The 18,470-nt window shown below is 65.8% G+C and carries 17 protein-coding genes; 13 read left to right on the top strand and 4 right to left on the bottom strand.

The features are described from left to right. Positions 1-74: 74 nt before the first annotated feature. From trpC to IEY49_RS02840, 7 genes are all read left to right on the top strand, one after another. The gene (gene trpC / locus IEY49_RS02870; protein ID WP_189004394.1) at positions 75-881 is read left to right on the top strand and encodes an indole-3-glycerol phosphate synthase TrpC; all 807 of its coding nucleotides are present in this window, start codon (positions 75-77) and stop codon (positions 879-881) included. Continuing rightward, positions 878-1,669, top strand: coding sequence for an MBL fold metallo-hydrolase (locus tag IEY49_RS02865; RefSeq protein ID WP_189004392.1), 792 nt, complete (start codon positions 878-880; stop codon positions 1,667-1,669). The genes trpC and IEY49_RS02865 overlap by 4 nt, the downstream gene beginning before the upstream one ends. Before the next feature lie 70 nt (positions 1,670-1,739). Beyond that, on the top strand, positions 1,740-2,432 hold the full coding sequence (locus tag IEY49_RS02860) for a TVP38/TMEM64 family protein (protein WP_189004390.1): 693 nt from the start codon (positions 1,740-1,742) through the stop codon (positions 2,430-2,432). A 78-nt stretch (positions 2,433-2,510) separates the two neighbouring features. After that, on the top strand, positions 2,511-3,599 hold the full coding sequence (gene purM / locus IEY49_RS02855; RefSeq protein ID WP_189004388.1) for a phosphoribosylformylglycinamidine cyclo-ligase: 1,089 nt from the start codon (positions 2,511-2,513) through the stop codon (positions 3,597-3,599). Next, on the top strand, positions 3,596-4,309 hold the full coding sequence (locus tag IEY49_RS02850; RefSeq protein ID WP_189004386.1) for a histidine phosphatase family protein: 714 nt from the start codon (positions 3,596-3,598) through the stop codon (positions 4,307-4,309). Before purM ends, IEY49_RS02850 begins: the two co-directional genes overlap by 4 nt. A gap of 99 nt (positions 4,310-4,408) precedes the next feature. Beyond that, positions 4,409-5,353 carry a methylmalonyl Co-A mutase-associated GTPase MeaB gene (meaB, locus tag IEY49_RS02845; protein WP_189004384.1) on the top strand — a complete coding sequence of 315 codons (945 nt, stop codon included), beginning with the start codon at positions 4,409-4,411 and terminating at the stop codon, positions 5,351-5,353. Continuing rightward, positions 5,350-5,868 carry an isoprenylcysteine carboxyl methyltransferase family protein gene (locus IEY49_RS02840; protein ID WP_189004382.1) on the top strand — a complete coding sequence of 173 codons (519 nt, stop codon included), beginning with the start codon at positions 5,350-5,352 and terminating at the stop codon, positions 5,866-5,868. The genes meaB and IEY49_RS02840 overlap by 4 nt, the downstream gene beginning before the upstream one ends. Before the next feature lie 131 nt (positions 5,869-5,999). On the opposite strand, the gene IEY49_RS02835 is transcribed toward IEY49_RS02840, so the two are convergent. Continuing rightward, entirely contained in the window at positions 6,000-6,503 is a 504-nt protein-coding gene (locus IEY49_RS02835; RefSeq protein WP_189004380.1) for a hypothetical protein, read from the bottom strand. A 101-nt stretch (positions 6,504-6,604) separates the two neighbouring features. On the opposite strand from IEY49_RS02835, the gene IEY49_RS02830 reads away from it, so the two are divergent. Further along, the gene (locus tag IEY49_RS02830; protein ID WP_189004816.1) at positions 6,605-7,777 is read left to right on the top strand and encodes an MFS transporter; all 1,173 of its coding nucleotides are present in this window, start codon (positions 6,605-6,607) and stop codon (positions 7,775-7,777) included. Between the two features lie 233 nt (positions 7,778-8,010). On the opposite strand, the gene IEY49_RS02825 is transcribed toward IEY49_RS02830, so the two are convergent. Next, the gene (locus IEY49_RS02825) at positions 8,011-9,039 is read right to left on the bottom strand and encodes an LLM class flavin-dependent oxidoreductase (RefSeq protein ID WP_189004378.1); all 1,029 of its coding nucleotides are present in this window, start codon (positions 9,037-9,039) and stop codon (positions 8,011-8,013) included. 153 nt (positions 9,040-9,192) lie between these two features. On the opposite strand from IEY49_RS02825, the gene glcF reads away from it, so the two are divergent. From glcF to cpdB, 5 genes are read left to right on the top strand one after another with little or no spacing between them, the layout of a single operon-like run. After that, positions 9,193-10,470, top strand: coding sequence for a glycolate oxidase subunit GlcF (gene glcF / locus IEY49_RS02820; protein ID WP_189004376.1), 1,278 nt, complete (start codon positions 9,193-9,195; stop codon positions 10,468-10,470). Further along, on the top strand, positions 10,467-11,930 hold the full coding sequence (locus IEY49_RS02815; RefSeq protein ID WP_189004374.1) for an FAD-binding oxidoreductase: 1,464 nt from the start codon (positions 10,467-10,469) through the stop codon (positions 11,928-11,930). The genes glcF and IEY49_RS02815 overlap by 4 nt, the downstream gene beginning before the upstream one ends. Then, positions 11,917-12,573, top strand: a complete 657-nt coding sequence (locus IEY49_RS02810; RefSeq protein WP_189004372.1) for a DUF5639 domain-containing protein — start codon at positions 11,917-11,919, stop codon at positions 12,571-12,573. The genes IEY49_RS02815 and IEY49_RS02810 overlap by 14 nt, the downstream gene beginning before the upstream one ends. Positions 12,574-12,626: 53 nt before the next feature. Next, complete coding sequence (locus tag IEY49_RS02805) at positions 12,627-13,886, top strand: alpha-hydroxy-acid oxidizing protein (protein ID WP_189004370.1); 1,260 nt, start codon at positions 12,627-12,629, stop codon at positions 13,884-13,886. Positions 13,887-13,909: 23 nt separating this feature from the next. Continuing rightward, a complete protein-coding gene (gene cpdB / locus IEY49_RS02800) occupies positions 13,910-15,817 on the top strand; it encodes a 2',3'-cyclic-nucleotide 2'-phosphodiesterase (protein ID WP_189004814.1) in 1,908 nt (635 codons plus the stop codon). A 58-nt stretch (positions 15,818-15,875) separates the two neighbouring features. On the opposite strand, the gene IEY49_RS02795 is transcribed toward cpdB, so the two are convergent. Both IEY49_RS02795 and IEY49_RS02790 read right to left on the bottom strand, forming a co-directional pair. Beyond that, entirely contained in the window at positions 15,876-17,774 is a 1,899-nt protein-coding gene (locus IEY49_RS02795; protein WP_189004368.1) for a hypothetical protein, read from the bottom strand. Next, positions 17,771-18,469, bottom strand: a complete 699-nt coding sequence (locus tag IEY49_RS02790) for a redox-sensing transcriptional repressor Rex (RefSeq protein ID WP_189004366.1) — start codon at positions 18,467-18,469, stop codon at positions 17,771-17,773. Before IEY49_RS02790 ends, IEY49_RS02795 begins: the two co-directional genes overlap by 4 nt. Between the last annotated feature and the right edge of the window lies 1 nt (position 18,470).

The following is an 18,470-nucleotide window of genomic DNA, read 5'->3' as shown; positions in this document are numbered from 1 at the left end:
TCAGGCTAACACGCCGGCCCCGGGGGCCAGATGAACCCGGCAGGGGGCCAAAAGAGGCCCGTATACTCGCCGGCATGACCCGCCCGCCACCCGAGTCCAGCCTGCCTCTCCTGAACTTAAGCGCCGTTCCGGGTGTACTGGGGCGCATCGTGACAGAGCGTGCCGCCGACTATGACGGCGCCGACCCTGCGCTGGGTCCGGCACGTCCGGCGGCGCGGCGATTCGAGGGTGCGCTGAGGGGAGCAGGCCTGAGCCTGATTGCCGAGATCAAACGTGCCAGTCCCAGCCAGGGCGCCATTGCGCCGCTTGACCCGGTGGAGGCTGCCCAGGCCTACCAGCAGGGGGGCGCCGCAGCCCTGAGTGTCCTGACCGAGCCACGGCATTTTGACGGGCATCCTGACTTTCTGCGGGCGGTGGTGGGCGCTGTGAGCCTGCCTGCGCTGCGCAAGGACTTCGTGGTGCATCCGGCGATGCTGCGTGAGGCGGCGGACTGGGGCGCCTCAGCCGCGCTGCTGATGGTCAGTGTGCTGCGTGAGGCGACAGCGGCCTACCTGGAGATGGCCCATCACCTGGGGCTGGACGCGCTGGTTGAGGTGCACAGCGACTCGGAACTGGACGTGGCCCTGCAGGCCGGAGCGCGCATTATTGGCGTGAACAACCGCGACCTGACCACGCTGGACATTGATCTGGAGGTCAGTCCGCGCCTGATTCGCCGCGCCCGTGAGGCCGGCTTTGACGGTGTCCTGGTGGCTGAGAGCGGGTACCGCACACCTGCCGAACTGGCCCAGGTCCGCGGTCTGGCCGACGCGGTGCTGGTCGGCAGCAGTCTGGCCGGCAGTGCGGATCTGGCTCAGGCCACCCGGGACCTGCTGCGCGAGTGAGTTCCCCGCCCACCCTGACCTTTCTGGGCACCGCCGACAGCAAAGGGGTGCCGCGCTTCTGGTGTGAGTGTGCAGTCTGCGCCGATGCCCGTGCCGGTGGCGTCAACCGCCGCACCCGCACCGGTCTGCTGCTGCGCGGTGCGGGGGAGACGCTGCTGCTTGACGCCAGCCCGGACCTTCATGCCCAGCTCGCGGGCCTTCCTGAGGCGGTGGTGCCGGACGCTGTACTGATCAGTCACGCGCACAATGACCACCTGCTGGGGCTGGGTGACCTGCTGGATTACGTGCATTACGCCGGTGGAGCCTTGCCGGTGTACGCGCCGCAGGACGTTTTTGCCGATATCCGTTCCCGCTTTGCCTACGCCTTTCGCAGGTCGGCCCCGGTGCAGGTGCTACCCGAAACCGGGGTCCAGGTGGCCGGTATGAGAGTACGGGCCTTCCAGGTGCCGCACGGAGCCAATGGCCACAGCCACGCTTTTCACCTGCAGCGCCCGGGCTGGGCAGCCGTGATCATGACCGACGCGATTGATGTGTCTCCCGAGATCGCCGCCGGATGGCTGCAGAAGCTGGACCTGCTGGTCCTGGGCACCTCCTTTGCTGACGAGTCGGCTTCACCCCGCAGCGGACGCAGCGTGTACGACATCCGGGAAGCGTTGGAGTTGCCCTGGGCGCGCGCCGCGGGACGGGTAGTGCTGACCCACCTGTCGCATGGGGTAGACGCGCGGGAACTCAGCCTGCCAGACGGCTGGTCCCTGGCGTATGACCATCTGAGGGTCGCGCTGTGGTGAGCGGCGGCCCACGGACGGCTCCTCCCTTGGAGGGACGCTTGTTCTCACCCCCTGTGCCTACACTGCGCAGGTGACCGTCGTCCGTTCTACTCCGCCCCGCTACCTGCGCTGGCTGATCCTGGCTGGTGTTCCAGCTGTGCTGCTGGGCCTGGGCCTGATCCCGGACGTGCGCATCTTCCTGACCCAGGGCTACGCCGCCCTCACTTCCACCGATCCGGCCGTGACCCAGGCGTTTGTAGAGGGGCTGGGCTGGGCCGGCCCGCTGGCCTTGATTGCCGGCTTCGTTCTGCAGGCGGTGCTGCCCGTGTTGCCGGCGCTGATCATGACTGCCGTGACCGCCCGCGCCTATGGCCCTGTCGAAGGGTTTTTTATCGTGTATGTCGGCACGCTGCTGGGAGCCGTGGCCGGTTACTGGCTGGGCCGCTCGGTGGGCAATTCGCTGGTACGGGTGCTGCTGGGGGAGACCACGCGGCGCAAGGCCTACGAGTTTGCCGAGCGCTACGGAGTGCAGGGCGTCCTGATGGTCCGCCTGATGCCAATCCTGAGCGCCGATGCCATGAATCTGGTGGCCGGCGCCGCCCGGATGCCGTTCCGTCCGTTCATGCTGGCCACTGCGGCGGGCACCGTGCCGGTCACGGTGCTGGTCGTGTGGCTCTCGGGTTCGGGGCAGCGGCTGCTGTGGGGGCTGGGAGGGCTTTCGGTGCTGGTGGCGCTGGTGGCCGGAGGGCGCTGGTGGCTGGCACGCCGGGCGGCAGCCCCCTGAAGTGCTCCTGGGCGCCGCGTCGGGTAAACTGAGCCTTACCAAAGCGCCCCGTCTGCGGGCGCTTCTTCCGGGAGGAGCATGAAGGACAGCAACACCGAGGCCGCAGCACCCGAGGGGGCGTCCGCCTACGAACGTGCGGGGGTCAGCATCGACGCCGGACACCGCGCCGTGGAACTTATGAAAGGCGCCGTGGCGCGCACGCACGGCCCTGAGGTGCTGGGGGGCATCGGCGGCTTCGGCGGTCTGTTTCGGGCCGCCTTCGGTAACCTGACTGACCCGGTCCTGGTGGCCAGTACCGACGGCGTGGGAACCAAGACCAAGGTGGCGGTGCGTGTCGGGCGGTACGGCGGCCTGGGCGCCGACATCGTCAACCACTGCGTCAACGACATCCTGGTGCAGGGTGCCCGGCCCCTGTTTTTCCTGGATTACGTGGCCATGGGCCGCCTCAAGCCCGAGGCCGTGGCCGAGGTCGTCACCGGCGCGGCCCAGGCGTGCGAGGCCCTGGGAGTAGCGCTGCTGGGCGGCGAGACCGCCGAGATGCCCGGCGTGTACGTCGAGGGTGAGCTGGATATCGTGGGCACCATCGTCGGCGTGGTGGACCGGCCCCGGCTGGTCGATGGCAGACGAATTGAGGCCGGTGACTGCGTGGTGGCGCTGCCCAGCTCGGGACTGCATACCAATGGGTTTTCGCTGGCACGGATGGCGCTTGACGGCCTGAACTGGGATGAGGGCCGTGACGACCTGGGCGGTCAGTCTCTGGCCGAGGTGCTGCCGGTGCCGCACCGCAGCTATCTTCAGGCTCACGCGGCCCTGGAAGCGGCCGGGGCGGACATCCGTGGGATGGCCCACATCACGGGTGGTGGCCTGGTGGACAACCCGCCGCGCGTGTTTCCTGCCGGCATCGGCATGCGGGTGGACACATCCTCCTGGACGGTGCCGCCCCTGTTTGAACTGATTGTTCGGGAGGCGCAGGTCGAGCGTCTGGAAGCCTTCCGTGCCCTGAACATGGGCGTGGGCTTCCTGATTATCGTGCCGGCGGCGCAGCGGGAGCAGGCTCTGCAGGTGCTGGCTGCGGCCGGAGAGCAGCCCTGGGTGATCGGCGAGATGGTGGCCGGTCAGGGCGTGACGTTCGCAGCCGGCGTGACCGGCGACGGAGTCAACGCTTGACCAGACGTCTTGCCCCCTTTGGCTTCACCGCGCCGGACCGGAGCATTGCCACCGAGTTCTGGGTAGTGCGTCATGGGGAAAGCACCTGGAACATGGACGGACGCTACCAGGGCCAGACCGATGTGCCACTGAGCCACGTGGGGGTGCTGCAGGCGGCCAGCCTCGCCGAGCGCCTGACGGGCCTGCACTTCGACGCGGTGTATACCAGCGACCTGATCCGCGCCTCCCAGACCGCTGACGCGGTGGCTGAGCGGCTGGCCGGGCCGCCGGTGGTACAGGCGGATTACGCGCTGCGTGAAATCAACGTGGGCGAACTGGCCGGACTGGTGATTGCCGACATCCGTGCGCGCTATCCCGACTACCTGCAGGCCCTGGCCCAGGATTCCTGGGGCACCCGCCGCCCCGGCGGGGAGAGCATGGAAGATCTGTTCGAGCGCTGCGGCGCCGCGTTTCACCGCCTACGCGAGCGTCATCCTGGCCAGCGGGTCCTGGTCTTCACCCACGGAGGTGTGGTCCGGGTGGCGGTGGGCCTGGCGCTAGGCGGTGTTCCGGCCCACGCCTGGTCACGCCTGAGCGTCACCAATTCCAGCATCACGCGGGTGCTGCTAGGCCCCGACAGTGGAACCCTGCTGGGGTTCAACGATGACGCTCACCTCGAAAATCTGCTGGAAGCCACCGAGGCCGACGACGTGCTGGGCCAGGCTCCCTGAGGGGCCGGCTGATCAGCCCTGTGCGCCGGGCCGGGCAGGTTGTAGGGTAAACACCGCCATGACCGTTTTTTCTACCTGTTCTGTCCGGGGAACTCAACCGTGAGCCCAACCGACACCCTGCTGGAGCGTTACCGCTCGGGCGACCTGCGTGCCCTGGCACGTGGCATTACCCTGGCCGAAGCGGGTCTGGACGCGGCCCGACCGTTGCTCCGCGCGGCGCGTGAGCGGTCGGGCCGCGCTGGCGCACGCCGTGCGGTCGTGGTCGGCGTAACCGGCAGCCCTGGCAGTGGAAAAAGCACCCTGACCGACGCGCTGATTGCCGCCCTGCGCGCCCGTGGACAGCGGGTCGCCGTGCTGGCCGTGGACCCCAGCAGCCCCTACAGTGGCGGCGCCATTCTGGGTGACCGCATCCGGATGCTGCGCCACCACGCCGACAGCGGCGTATTTGTGCGGTCCCTGGCCAGCCGGGGAGCGCTGGGCGGACTCTCGGCGCGCACCATGCAGGTGCTGGCCCTGATGGACGGCGCTGGCTTCGACTGGGTGATTCTGGAGACCGTGGGGGTCGGCCAGAGCGAGGTCGATGTTGCCGCGGCCTGTGACCATACCCTGCTGGTCCTCACGCCGGCCGGGGGCGACGGGGTGCAGGCGTTCAAGGCCGGCATTATGGAAATTGCCGACGTGATCGCCGTAAACAAGAGCGATTTGCCTGCCTCCGACCGCACCGTCCGTGAATTGATGGCGGCGCAGGGTCTCGGGGCCCACGACGAGCACACCTGGATGGCTCCCATCCGCAAGACCATCGCCTCCAAAGGCGAGGGGGTGGACGGCGTGATTGCGGCTGTGGAAAAGCACCGCGCCTGGCTGGCCGAAGAAGGTCTGCAGACCCGGCGGGAGCGCCGAGCGGAATTTGAGGTGCGGTCACTGGTGCAGGAGCGGCTGTTGCAGCGGGCCCGCAGCGCGGCCCATGACCTGTATGCCCGCGTGGCGCGCGGCGAGCTGGACGCCGACGCGGCGGCCGATAGCCTGCTGACCGGCAAGGTATGAAGGCCCGGACCCTCGCCCCCTGGTTGACTGGGGCTATCGCCGTGCAGCGCCTGCTGGAACTCCGGGTGGCCCGCGCCAACGAGCGCTGGGCGAGAGACCGGGGAGCGCAGGAGTACGGGCAGGGGCATTATCCGTTGTTCTTCGTGCTGCACCCGGCCTGGATGCTGGCCCTGCTGCTTGAGGGCCGCGCCGCGACCGGCCGGGTCAACCTCTGGGCCCTGCTGCTGTTTGTCCTGGCGCAGCCCCTGCGTATGTGGGTAATCCGCAGCCTCGGACGCTACTGGAACACCCGGATTCTTATCATTCCCGGCGGCAAGCGGCTCACGCATGGGCCCTTCCGGTATCTCAAGCATCCCAACTACGCGGTGGTGGCCCTGGAACTGGCCACGGCGCCGCTGGCTGTAGGCGCGGGGCGCACTGCACTGGCCTTCAGTGTGCTGAATGCGGCGCTGCTCATGCTGATCCGCATTCCGGCCGAGGAACGTGCCCTGGCTGCATACCGAAATCAGTCCTGAATTCGGAGGCGTCATGAAAGTGGCCGCCTGGATTTGGTTATCCGGCGGTCACTTTTTGTGTCTGGTTCTGCAGGTCATCCGGCGTAGTCAGTCGGAGGCCCCGCGGCGGTTCTATGGTCCAACTGCCCTGGTCAGGCAACGTGGGGGGTCCGGCGCTCCTCACACAGGCCTCGTGGAGTATCTGCAACGGGTATGGCTGCTCGCACCTTGATGTTCAGCAATTCCAGCCGGGTCCGGCCCAGACCACTCGACCGCTCCACCGCTGCAGCCACCACCGGCACCTCCAGCCCATGATGGGACGCAAACAGCAGGGCCTGCAGTTCTGGAATCGCGCTGTCAAGCAGATGAGTCACGAGGACAGCCACGGCGCCTGGACGCTCTACTGGAAGCGCCACCTGCGCCCCGTGCGCACGCAGTGGTATGACCACGGCTGGTACGCCGCGTAACCTGGCCAGGGCATTCATGAGTGCTTCGGTGCCTGGCAGGCCAAGCAGGATGTCGAATTCTGGCAACGAGGCCGCAAAATCATCCGCAAGGTCCTGCACCGCAGCTGGATCGAGAGAGGCCAGGTGCAGCTGCAGACGCTCTGCACTGGGCAGAGCCTGCAGAACGATGTTGCGAAATACGGCTGACATGTTCCAGTGTACCGTGAAGTTTTTTACTCTGACAGGAGCCGAACCTACATTCATGGTGTGAGGCTGGTATGAACTGACGAAAGGGCGTAGTTTACATGCCTATGCAGGCACGCAGCGCCGTCACCGCTCCGGTCGCCCGGCACGCCACCGCTATTGCCGTCGCGGTGACGGCCGGACACTTTATCAATGATGCTTACAGCGCCATGCTCACCCCACTGACCCCCGCGCTGCAGGCCAAATATGGCGTCAGCATCGCGGCCGTGACCTTGCTGTCCAGCGTGTATTCGCTGACCAGCAGTGTGCTGCAGCCCCTGCTGGGCATCCTGGGCGAGCGCGTTGACCGCCGCTACGCTGCCGCGCTGGGTCCGCTGCTGACGGGCCTGGGCCTGACCATGATGGGCTTCGTTCCCTGGTTCGGGGCCCTGGTGCTGCTGGTGGCGGTGGCCGGGTTCGGCAGCGGATTTTTTCACCCGGCGGGGGCTGCGTACGTCGCGCAGCACAGCCCGCCCGACAAACGGGGACTGTGGGCCAGCCTGTTCAGCGCGGGGGGTACCGGGGGCATGGCCCTGGGCCCGGTGTTCGCGGGGGTGGGGCTGACCCACCTGCCGTGGTTCGCACTGATCGGGATCGTCCTTGCGGCAGTGACCTTCGCCGTGACCCCCAGTGGGCGGCAGCAGTCCAAACGCGTCGGCATGCGGGAGTACGCCGGGATCTTCCGGGGCCCCATCGTGTGGCTGTGGGGCATGGCAGTGCTGCGGTCTCTGGCCAGCATGGGCTACAACGCCATGCTGCCATTCATGCTGCTGGCCAAGGGATTCGGCGCGCGGGAAGTGGGCGTCACCCTGGCCGTGTATTCGGTGGCCAGTGCCCTGGGAGGCATTCTCGGTGGCCGTTACAGCGACCGCTTTGGCCGGACGCCCGTACTGCGGGCCGCTATTCTGACCACCATCCCGTTTTTCGCCGCGCTTATTCTGAGCAGCCCCACAAACTGGTGGTTCTATCCCCTGACCTTTCTGGTGGGTGCGGCGGTCAACGCCAGCATTCCGGTCGGCGTGGTCACGGCGCAGGAGTACGCGCCGGGCCACGTGGCGGTGGCGAGCAGCATCATGATGGGGTTTTCCTGGGGATTCGCCGGCCTGCTGGTGTTTCTGGTGGGCGCGCTGGCCGACGCGACCACCCCACAGGCGGCCGCAATGGCCAGCCTTGCGCTGCTGGTTCCCAGTGCCCTGATTGCCTACCGCCTGCCTGAGCCGGCCAGGGCCGAGTTCAGGTAGTTCAGCGGGTTTGGCCTGCCTCGAGGAAAGGGAAGCGAATTTTCCAGGAAGCGGTGGGCCGTCCTCATTCCAGGCGTTTTTCAGAGGCCTCTGTCTGGGGAATATGCGCGCAGCGTGGGTCAGGACACGCGTAAGCGGGCCTCTGGCAGCGCTGCCTCACCACAGGACACGTGAGCTTTGAAGCGGTGCCCTTCCGCGCGCGGGCGCCTCGTCGGGAGATGCATCCACCAACCTTAGGGAGGCGCTGGCATTTGCATGGCTTCCATCAGCAGGGAATATGAATGCCGGCGGACGTGCGGATCATGGGTCATGGTCGTGATCATCAGTTCGTCGGCTCCGGTCTCGCGAACCAGAGCGTGAAGCCGGGTGGCCACTGTGGCCGGGTCGCCGGCCACCACTCTGGCGCGCGAGGCCTCGACCACGGCGCGTTCCTGTGGGGTATACGGATAAGCCTGTGCTTCTTCCACCGAGGGAAACGGCCCGGTTTCACCCCGGCGCAGGCGCAGAAACATCAAACCGAGCGGGAGGGTCAGTTCGTCGGCTTCCTCCTGGGTCGGCGCGCAGATCACGCTGGCGGCCACGATCACGCGGGGCTGCGCGAAGGACGCCGACGGCCGGAACGCCTCGCGGTAGATGCGTGCGGCCAGTGCGGCGTCCTGGGTGCTTGGATTGATGTGCCACGCAAACGCCAGTCCTGCGCCAATCCCGGCGGCGACCCTGGACCCGTAGCCACTGCTGCTCAGAATCCACAGCGGTGGAAACAGCCCTTCGCCCGCGGGTGCGGCCAGCGTGCCGTCAAACGGGTGGCCGTCCGGAAAGATGCCGTGGCCAAAGGAAATCAGCTCGGCCAGCTGGGCCTCGAACGGCTGCTCCATCAGGCCGGCGGCGCCTCGCAGGGCCCGGGCGGTGCGACCATCGGTTCCTGGCGCGCGGCCCAGCCCCAGATCCACCCGCCCCGGCGCCAGCGCCGAGAGCAGCCGGTATCCTTCGGCGACTGCCAGCGGCGCGTGGTTGGGCAGCATCACTCCACCTGAACCGAGCCGGATGTGGTGCGTGACCTGCGACACGGCCGCCAGCATGGCCAGTGGCACACTGGAGGCCACGGCCGCCATGTTGTGGTGCTCGGCCACCCAGTAACGCTGGTATCCCAGGGTTTCGGCGTGCTGCGCCAGCTGCAGCGAATCGTGCACCGCCCTCGCGGCGTCATGTCCTGAAGGCATCGGAATCAGGTCCAGTACGGACAGGGGCACGGAGACACTCATGTGCCCGAGTCTGCGCCCCTACCCGGCGCCCAGACCCTGGTGCGGCTTACGAAGAGCCCGCCTGTGCACTCTGCTGTCGCCTAGTCCAGTGGAGCCCCGGACACCCTGTGGTCCGGGCGGCGCGGCCTATCCTGGGGCCATGAGGTCCGGCCTTTGAATCACGACATTCCGGTGCTGCAGATCGGACCGCAGGGCGAGGTGATGGCGCATGGCGTCGACGCCTGCGTGCACTGCGGGTTCTGCCTGCCCGCCTGTCCCACCTACACGCTCCTGGGTGACGAGATGGACAGCCCCCGCGGGCGCATCGTCCTGATGAAGGAGGTGCTTGAAGGCGCCCTTCCGCTGGAGGACGCCGCGCCGCACCTGGACCGCTGTCTGGGCTGCCTGGGTTGTGTCAGCGCCTGCCCCAGCGGAGTCCCCTACGGCGAACTGATCACCGCTTTCCGTGGCTGGAGCGAGCCGCAGCGCCAGCGCTCTCCGCTGGACCGGGCCAAACGCTTCGCCATTCTGAAGGCGCTGCCGGCACCAAAACTGTTCAGCGTGGCCGCCCGGGTGGGGCAGTTTGCCAAGCCGCTGGGGCCTGTGCTGCCAGCAGCCCTGCGCGCACCTCTTGATCTGCTGCCCGAATCGGTACCGCCCATGCAGCCCAGTGCGGCCCTGACTCCTGCGCAGGGGCCTCGCCGGGGCCGGGTGGCGTTTCTGGTGGGCTGCGCACAGCAGGCGCTGGCCCCCAACTTCAACTCGGCGACCCTGCGCGTCTTGGCCCGCAACGGCATCGAGGTGGTGATTCCGGAAGGCCAGGGCTGCTGCGGCGCGGCGGCGCTGCACACCGGCGCACGCGACGAGGCCCTCAAACTGGTCCGTGCCAATCTGAAGGCCTTCGATCCTGACCAGTACGATGCCATCCTGTCCAACGCGGCGGGCTGTGGCGCCGGCCTCAAGGAATATCCGGCGGTGCTGCACGGTCTGCCCGACGAGGCGCAGGCCAGCGCCTTTTCGGCCCGGGTTCAGGACATCAGCGAATACCTCTACAGCCTGTTGCGCAGCGGTGACCTGACCCCGCCGCTGCCTGCCTCGCGCCCGCTGAAGGTCGCCTATCACGATGCCTGCCATCTGGCGCATGCGCAGGGGGTCCGCATGGCGCCCCGTCAGCTGCTGCGGGCCATTCCCGGAGTCGAGGTCGTGGAGATCCCGGAAGGCGACCTGTGCTGCGGTTCGGCCGGAACCTACAACCTGGAGCAGCCGGAACTGGCCTCACAGCTCGGAGCCCGCAAGGCCGGCCACATCCTGGGCACGGAGCCGGACCTGATCGTCAGCGGCAACATCGGCTGCCACACCCAGATCCAGAGTCACGTGCGCCGGCAGGGCAGCCGCATACCGGTCATGCACACGGTCGAACTGCTTGATCTGGCCTACCAGGGCGAACTGTGAGCCCGGAAAAGCAGGGCTTACGGCCGGGCCTCAGCCGGTCGCGTCCCCGTTCGGAAGGGAACGAGGCCCACCCGCTGGGGGCCGAACTGACCCGGGTGCTGGGACCACGCAAGGTCCTGTCCAGCCTCTCGGAGCGCCTGAACTACCGCTACGACGCGATCCAGTTCGGGGTCACGCCGGTTTGTGTGGTGCTGCCAGAAAGCACGGCTGATGTGGTGACTGTCGTGAAGGCCGCCCGGCGCGCGGGGCTGCCCATCGTTGGCCGGGGTGCGGCCAGCGGCCTCAGCGGAGGCGCGGCGCCCATGCAGGAGGCGGTGGTGGTGTCGTTTACCCGCATGACTGGCCTGCAGATCTTTCCGGAGCGGCGCGAAGCGGTGGCCCAGCCCGGCGTTATCACCCTCAAGGTCACCGAGGCGGCACGCCCACATGGCCTGATCTATCCGCCTGATCCGGCCAGCTTCCGCACCAGCACCATCGGGGGCAACCTGGGAGAGAACGCGGGCGGCCCGCTCTGCTTCAAGTACGGCGTCACGGGAGACTACGTGCGTGGCCTGGAATTCGTGGATGCCGGGGGCGACGTGTATACCCTGGACCGGGACGCCTATGACCTGCCGGGCCTGCTGATCGGGTCCGAGGGCACCCTGGGACTGATCACCTCCGCGACCTTGCGCCTGATGCCGCCCCCGACCCACACCCGCACGCTGCTGGCCAGTTTCGCGGAGGTCGGCGCGTGTGCCGAGGCCGTCAGCGCGGCCATTGCCGCAGGGGCGGTGCCCAGCAAACTGGAGTTCATGGACCGCGCCTGCACCAACGCTGTCGAGGACTTCCTGCACCTGGACCTCCCCAGGGACGCCGAGGCGGTGCTGCTGGTGGATACCGACGGCGACGACCTGGACACGGTGCAGGAGGAACTCGCGCTGGTGGAGGCCGCCTGCCTGGACGCTGGTGGAAAGGTCCGCCGCGCCGCCACCGACGCCGAAAGCGCCGCCCTCTGGCAGGCCCGGCGCAGCGTGTCGCCGGCGCTGGGCCGCATCCGTCCGCAGCGCATGAACGAGGACATCGTGGTTCCCCGCAGTGTCCTGCCCGAGGTGGTGCGCGAGATCCGCGCGCTGGGAGACGCAAGCGGCTTTCATCTGGTGCAGTTCGGGCACATCGGGGACGGAAACCTGCATCCCAACATCCTGTTTGACCCCAGGCACGAATCCATGGAGGCCGTGCACGACCTGGCCCACCGTATCGCTCTGGTGGCGATCCGCTACGGTGGGGTGCTGAGCGGTGAGCACGGCATCGGCACCATGAAACGTGACTTCATGAACGACGCGGTAGACCCGGTCACCATGGGCGTCCTGCGGGATGTCAAAGCAGCCCTGGACCCGGCGGGCGCCCTGAACCCCGGCAAGCTGCTACCCGAGCCGCTTCCGACTGTTTTTACCCAGGAGCCCGCGCATGCCGATTCTTGAACTGTCTTCGGGGGACCAGACCGTGACGGTCAGCGGTGACACGCCCCTGCTGGAGGTCTATGCGGCACTACCCGCCGGGCTGTATCCGCCCTTCCCGCCGGTGGAACTGCCGGGAGGCGTCGGGGGGCTGGTGGTACGAGGCGGTTTTGCCCAGACCTTTTTCTTTGGAGCAGAGGTCCTGGGTGTGACCTTTCAGTCGCCCAGTGGCCGCAGGGTGCGCGCAGGGGGCCGGACTGTCAAGAACGTTCAGGGGTACGACCTGACCCGGCCCTTTGTTGGCAGCTTTGGCCTGCTGGGGGAAGCGCTGGAAGTCACGCTCCGGTTGCGCCCCGGCCGGCTAGGACGACAGGTGGTGACGTCCGGGACCCTGGAGGCCGGCCTGGAGACGGGGGCCCGCTTCGCCTGGGAACTCGACGGCCAGCTTTACCTGATGCACTTTGGTCACACCCGCGAAGTGGAGCGTGCCCTGGCCTCGGTCCCGGGCGCCCGGGAGGTGACCGCGGCCCTTGACCTGACGTCCCGCTTTCCAGCCGGCATGGGGGTAGGGGAGGGCCCGTTGCGGGACCGCCGCTTCTGCTGGACCGACGGAGTTTCTCGGCCCCCGGTTCCTCCACTGTTCGAGAGGCTGGCTGCCACCCTTTGAGCGGTATGGCGGCTGGCATGGCAGTCTCTGTGGACTCCAGCTTATGCTGAGCCATGACAAAGATCGGGTCTGGGCCGGGCAGGTCCCGGCAGACACAGGTGTACGTGCGAGGCCTGGGCGGAGAGCGCCCCGCCGTTCCTGTCGCTCCGGAACGGTTGCAGGCGGCAGCCCAGGCGCGGCTGAATGCCGCAGACTTTGCCTACATTGCCGGGGGCGCCGGGGCTGAACGCACCATGCGGGCCAACCTCGCCGCCTTTGAGCGGGTCCGGTTGCTGCCTCGCCAGCTGAGCGGCAGCCGGGACCGGGACCTGAGTGTGGAGTTGCTGGGACACACGTTGGTTGCCCCGTTGCTGCTGGCGCCCATCGGCGTGCTGGAGGCAGCGCATCCGGAAGCGGATCTGGCCGTGGCGCGGGCAGCAGCGGCCGAACGGGTTCCATTTGTCTTCAGCTCGCAGGCGTCCGTGCCTATGGAGGACTGCGCGGCGGCGATGGGAGACTCGCCCCGCTGGTTTCAGCTGTACTGGGGCACCGACGACGAGGTCACCCGGTCGTTTGTGCGCCGGGCCGAGACCTGCGGGGCGCAGGCCATCATCCTGACGCTCGACACGACCCTGCTGGGCTGGCGCCCCCGCGATCTGGACCTGGGAAGTCTTCCATTTCTGCGCGGGCGCGGCATCGCGCAGTACCTCAGCGACCCTGTCTTCCGCTCCCGGCTGGATTCACCGTTGCCAGCCCCGGCCTTGCAGCCGGCGCGGACGCCTACACTGTTGCGGGCCGCTGCGGAACTGAGCACCAGAGGCCGCAAATACAGCCTGAATCTGAGCCAGATGCGCGCCGGTGCTGCCCGTTTTACCGGCACCTATACCCGCCCGGACCTGGGCTGGGACGATGTCAGCCACCTGCGCGAGTGGACCGGGCTGCCCATCCTTCTGAAAGGCATCCTCCACCCGGACGACGCCCGCGAGGCCCGGGCCCGTGGAGTCGATGGGCTGATCGTCAGCAATCATGGGGGCCGTCAGATCGACGGCGAGGTGGCCGCCCTGGACATGCTGCCGGCCGTGGTGGCAGCAGCGGGCGACCTGCCGGTGCTGCTCGACAGTGGGGTGCGCACCGGTTCTGATGTGGCCAAGGCCCTGGCACTTGGCGCCCGCGCCGTGCTGATCGGACGCCCCTACGTCTACGGGCTGGCCCTGGCAGGAGAAGCCGGCGTGCGCGAGGTGATTCAGAACGTGATGGCCGAACTTGACCTCACGCTAGGTCTCATGGGGGTGCGCGCGGCCCGGGAACTGACCAGCGAACACGTCCGGCTGTAGACACTGCCATGACATCCCGGCGTATGCTAATGGGCGTGCAAAAATATCTTGCCTTGATGACCGCCCTGCTTGTAGGCGTGGCCGGCGCGCAGACCGTGGAACTGCGTATCCTCGAAACCACCGACCTGCACACCGCTGCGCTTGGGTACGACTACTACCAGGACAAGCCCACTGGTGAATTTGGACTGGAATACACCGCCACCCTGATCAAGCAGGCCCGCGAGCAGAAGCGCAATACCCTGCTGTTCGACAACGGCGACCTGATCCAGGGCAACCCGCTGGGCGACGTGGCGGCCCGCGTGGCCCCGGTCCAGAATGGTCAGCTGCACCCCATGCACCAGGCCATGCGGCCCCTGCGCTTTGATGGCGCGACGCTGGGCAACCACGAGTTCAACTACGGCCTGGACTACCTTGACCGCGTGCTGAAGACCTCGCCGATGCCGTATGTCAACGCCAACGTGCTCAACCCCGACGGCACCAACCGCTACACGCCTTACGTCGTCCAGCGCAAGACCGTGTATGACACCCAGGGCCGCCCGTACATCCTGAACGTCGGTGTGATCGGCTTCACGCCTCCCCAGATCATGAACTGGGACCGTGCCCACCTCGAAGGCAAGGTCAAGGTCATGGACATCATGGAGTCGGCGCGTAAGTTCGTGCCGCAGATGAAGGCACAGGGTGCCGACATCATCGTGGCGCTGGCCCACACCGGTATCAACCGGGGCGACTACGTGGCCGGGCAGGAGCAGGCCGGGGCCGAGCTGACCAAGGTCAACGGCATCGACGTGGTCCTGACCGGCCACAGCCACCTGGAATTCCCCAGCGCCACCTTCAAGGACCTGCCGGGTGTGAACCTCCAGAAGGGCACCATCAACGGCAAGGTCGTGCTGATGCCCGGCTTCTGGGGCAACAATCTGGGTGTGGCCGACCTGAAACTGAACTTCAACCGGGCCACCAGCAAGTGGACCATCGCGGACGCTCAGGGCAGCATCCGTCCCATCTGGGACAAGGCCGCCAAGAAGAACCTGGTTCAGCCTGATCCCCAGGTCGCAGAGGCAGTCAAGCAGGCCCACGAACGGACCCTGACCTATGTGCGCGGCAAGGTGGCCGACCTCACCGCTCCGATCAACTCGTACTGGGCCCTGATGCAGGACGACCCCAGCGTGCAGCTGGTCAGCAACGCCCAGACCGCTTACGTCAAGGCGGCGCTCAGCACCACCCAGTACAAGAACCTGCCGGTGCTGTCTGCCGCGGCGCCATTCAAGGCTGGCGGCCGCGCCGGTGCGAGTTACTACACCGACATCCCCACTGGCACCCTGGCCATCAAGAACGTGGCTGACCTGTATGTGTACCCCAACACGGTTCAGGCCGTGCTGGTTACGGGCGCCCAGATTCAGGAGTGGCTGGAGCGAAGCGCGGGGCAGTTCAAGCAGATCGACCCCAGCAAGAAAGAGCCCCAGGCGCTGGTGGATGAAACCTTCCCCACCTATAACTTCGACGTGATCGATGGTGTGACCTACGAGATCGACGTGACCCAGCCCAACCGCTACAACAGCAAGGGTGAGGTCGCCAACCCCAATGCCCGCCGCATCAAGAACCTGCAGTACCAGGGTAAGCCCATTGACCCGGCTGCACAGTTCGTGATCGCCACCAACAACTACCGGGCCAGCGGCGGCGGCTCCTTCCCCGGACTGAACGGGAAGAATATTGTCCTTCAGGCGCCCGACGAGACCCGCGAGGCGCTGGTCAAGTACTTTACCGAGCAGAAGACCATTAACCCGACGGCCGACAACAACTGGAAGCTCACGCCGATCCCAGGCGCGACGCTCCTCTACGTCAGCAGCCCGAATGCTCAGAAATACCTGCCCACGGGTGCCAGCCTTCTGCGCACGCGTGATGACGGCTTCGCGGAGTACACGATTAAGTACTGAGACTAGAGGGAAGGAGGCCACTACCGTAGTAGTGGCCTCCTTCCTGTTCGAGTCCAAATTATGGTTTCGGAGTCGCAATGATGTTTGCGCCGTCGTAGAACTCTACGACTCCCGTGGTCATGTCCTGGACAACGAACGAAGTTGCATACGTGCCGGCAGCCGGGAAAACTACCCGCCCACTGGTAATGGCCGAACCACCAGCTCTAGAGGTATCAATTCCAATAGCAGAGGGAATTTCACGGGCGATTCCATCTGCATTAGAGTTGTAGAACAGCTCAATAATGCGAGTTTCATTGACAGTCTCACCGTCAATCTGCCATTGAGCACCTGCAGGAGTTAGCTTGCTCGCAGCAAGCTCAAAGGTGGTTGCACGATTGTAGCCCAAACCCGCAATGCCATTCTTCGCGCGATTCACTTCCACCTTCATTTCGCGGAAGCTGCTGAAGTTCGTATCGTCGGTGGCAGTCGCACGCATGGTGTAATAGCCGTCAGGAAGATAAGGTTCACCGTCCATTAACACCCCAGTGTTGAAAAGGCGGTACTGAATGCCTGCCTTGTTCACTGGAATATTGTAGCTATACACGTTGGTATTGCAGTTCTGACCGGGCAGCACTTCAGCCGGATTACAGACAAACCGCAGGTTGATCTGCCGGACATTGTTGCTGTCGCTGGCTTGAACCACGACGGCACTCTTACGAGTGAGGACAGGACGAAGGGTATTGGAGCCCCCGTAATAAGCGGGCATGAGGATGTTCAGTGCCGGTGCTTCGTCAACGCGGGATTTGTTTACAAAGGTGCTGGCAGTCATGACGGTGCTGGCGCTGGTAGCCCCACTCAATTGGACATTCGCTTTGGCGCGCAAAGTGTAGGTGCCATTAATGTACTGGGGAGAATTCAGGTCGATCTGACTGCGGGCTTCCCAAAGGCCATCATTCACCTTAACGATGTCGGCCTGCTGCACGGTGATGATACGGTCACCCGAATCCACAACTTCGATGGTGGTCTTGCCGTCCACGAATGTAAAGGGGGTGTTGTTCTGCTGGAATTGAACCACGATAGGTGTAATCCCTGTCACCTCGCCGCCATTCACAGGATTCGTAAGGCGGATGCTGGGGCTGACCTGGTTTGCGACATTCACCGTGGTGATGTTCGCGGTCTCCCCCCGACGGTCCAGGGCGTCGATTGCGATTGCGCGAAGCTTCAGAGCGCCGTCTGGGTATTTCGTGGTGTCGATGTTGAACGTAACGGTTTCCTGAGTGCTGGAGTATGTGGTCGTGTCTACGATGCCCTTAGCATCCGTCACTTCTAGGATCAGCTGCTTCAGACCTACTCCTGCTGCTGCACCCGCAGACACCGTCACGCTCAGCGTGTTGCTGATAGGAGTACTTGGATTGGTCTGATAGCTCGAGTTGTTCACGATGATGGCCGGCTTGGGCGGTGCCGTTACGACCCCACCACCTTCGGAGGCGGCCACAGATGTGAAGGTGAAAGGCAGCGCATTGGCATTGTTGAACTGCACCGTGACAGGCAGCCCCGTCACGCTGGGGTTGGCCGCCAGCACCTTGCCAAACAACTCGGAGTTGGTGATGGTCCGCGTGAGTGTGCGGTCTCCGTAAGTTGTGCCTGCATCGTTGAAGTTGCAACTGGCGCTGGGGTTGGCTGCCACTGCTGCGCACGTAAGACCAGCCGGCAGAGTAAACGCAGCCACATTCACGGTCTGCGTGGTCGCGGCCTTTGTCGTGGGATCGGTCCACGTCAGGGTAGCGGAGTTGATGGTGGCTTCACGGCTTCCGGCCTTATTGGTAAAAGTAAAGGTGGTCGTACCGCCTGTATCGGTGGGGGTCATGGTCACCGTGGTCTTGTCAGCAGTCACGGTAACGACCGAGGCCCCGGGAGCGCTGCCGCCACCGCAGGCAGCAAGCAAAAGGGGCAGGGAAAGCAGGGCGAGTTTCTTCATTCTTGGTCCTCCGAGTTGGGGGCGTCTTTCAGGTGAGGGTTGAGGATATAGAAGGCCAGACGTTTCATGCCGGCCAGGAAATCGACGTTTTCGACAATTACATTGCGCCATTCCTCGCTGAGTTCGTGTTGTCCTGCCCGCTCCAGGGTCCGGGGCTGAATGACAACGGGGGCAAAGTTGAGGATGCCCCGCACACCTGCGTCCACCAGACCCTGCGCTGCGTCCTGGGCATGGTCGGGAGGCACGGCCAGAAAGCCCATATCCACGCGGTTGACGGCCACAAAAGAGCGGAGATCGTTCATGTGCTGCACCGTCAACCCGCGAATCTGCTGGCCGATGACCGCCGGGTTGACGTCGAAAAGAGCCACATACTGAAACTGGTAATCACTGGCACCCGGGTAGTTGGCAATGGCCTGACCGAGACGCCCGGTACCGATGATCACGACGTTCCAGGTCTGGTTGAGCCCCAGGACTCGAACCAGTTCACGTTTGAGGATGGCGACCGTGTATCCCATGCCACGGGTACCGAAGCGCCCGAAGTAGGCCAGGTCCTTGCGCACCTGAAAGGCGGTAACACCGGCGCGTTCGGCCAGGTCGGTGCTGCTGGTGCGGCTGATGTCCTGCGCTTCAAGCTGTTCGAGAATGCGCAGATAGGTGACGAGGCGACTGATGGCGGCGGTGGGAATGTCGGCCATG

Origin of the sequence: Deinococcus malanensis (assembly GCF_014647655.1) — a bacterium.
Lineage (GTDB): Bacteria > Deinococcota > Deinococci > Deinococcales > Deinococcaceae > Deinococcus > Deinococcus malanensis.
Note: the sequence above shows the minus strand (reverse complement) of the source record. Positions and strands in the feature narration are given on the sequence as shown.

Coding starts and splice junctions, on each gene's coding strand:
- IEY49_RS02830 (WP_189004816.1), top strand. CDS start 6,605: ATGCAGGCACGCAGCGCCGTCACCGCTCCGGTCGCCCGGCACGCCACC.
- IEY49_RS02825 (WP_189004378.1), bottom strand. CDS start 9,039: ATGAGTGTCTCCGTGCCCCTGTCCGTACTGGACCTGATTCCGATGCCT.
- trpC (WP_189004394.1), top strand. CDS start 75: ATGACCCGCCCGCCACCCGAGTCCAGCCTGCCTCTCCTGAACTTAAGC.
- IEY49_RS02790 (WP_189004366.1), bottom strand. CDS start 18,469: ATGGCCGACATTCCCACCGCCGCCATCAGTCGCCTCGTCACCTATCTG.
- IEY49_RS02840 (WP_189004382.1), top strand. CDS start 5,350: ATGAAGGCCCGGACCCTCGCCCCCTGGTTGACTGGGGCTATCGCCGTG.
- IEY49_RS02805 (WP_189004370.1), top strand. CDS start 12,627: ATGACAAAGATCGGGTCTGGGCCGGGCAGGTCCCGGCAGACACAGGTG.
- IEY49_RS02810 (WP_189004372.1), top strand. CDS start 11,917: ATGCCGATTCTTGAACTGTCTTCGGGGGACCAGACCGTGACGGTCAGC.
- purM (WP_189004388.1), top strand. CDS start 2,511: ATGAAGGACAGCAACACCGAGGCCGCAGCACCCGAGGGGGCGTCCGCC.
- IEY49_RS02795 (WP_189004368.1), bottom strand. CDS start 17,774: ATGAAGAAACTCGCCCTGCTTTCCCTGCCCCTTTTGCTTGCTGCCTGC.
- cpdB (WP_189004814.1), top strand. CDS start 13,910: ATGCTAATGGGCGTGCAAAAATATCTTGCCTTGATGACCGCCCTGCTT.
- IEY49_RS02835 (WP_189004380.1), bottom strand. CDS start 6,503: ATGTCAGCCGTATTTCGCAACATCGTTCTGCAGGCTCTGCCCAGTGCA.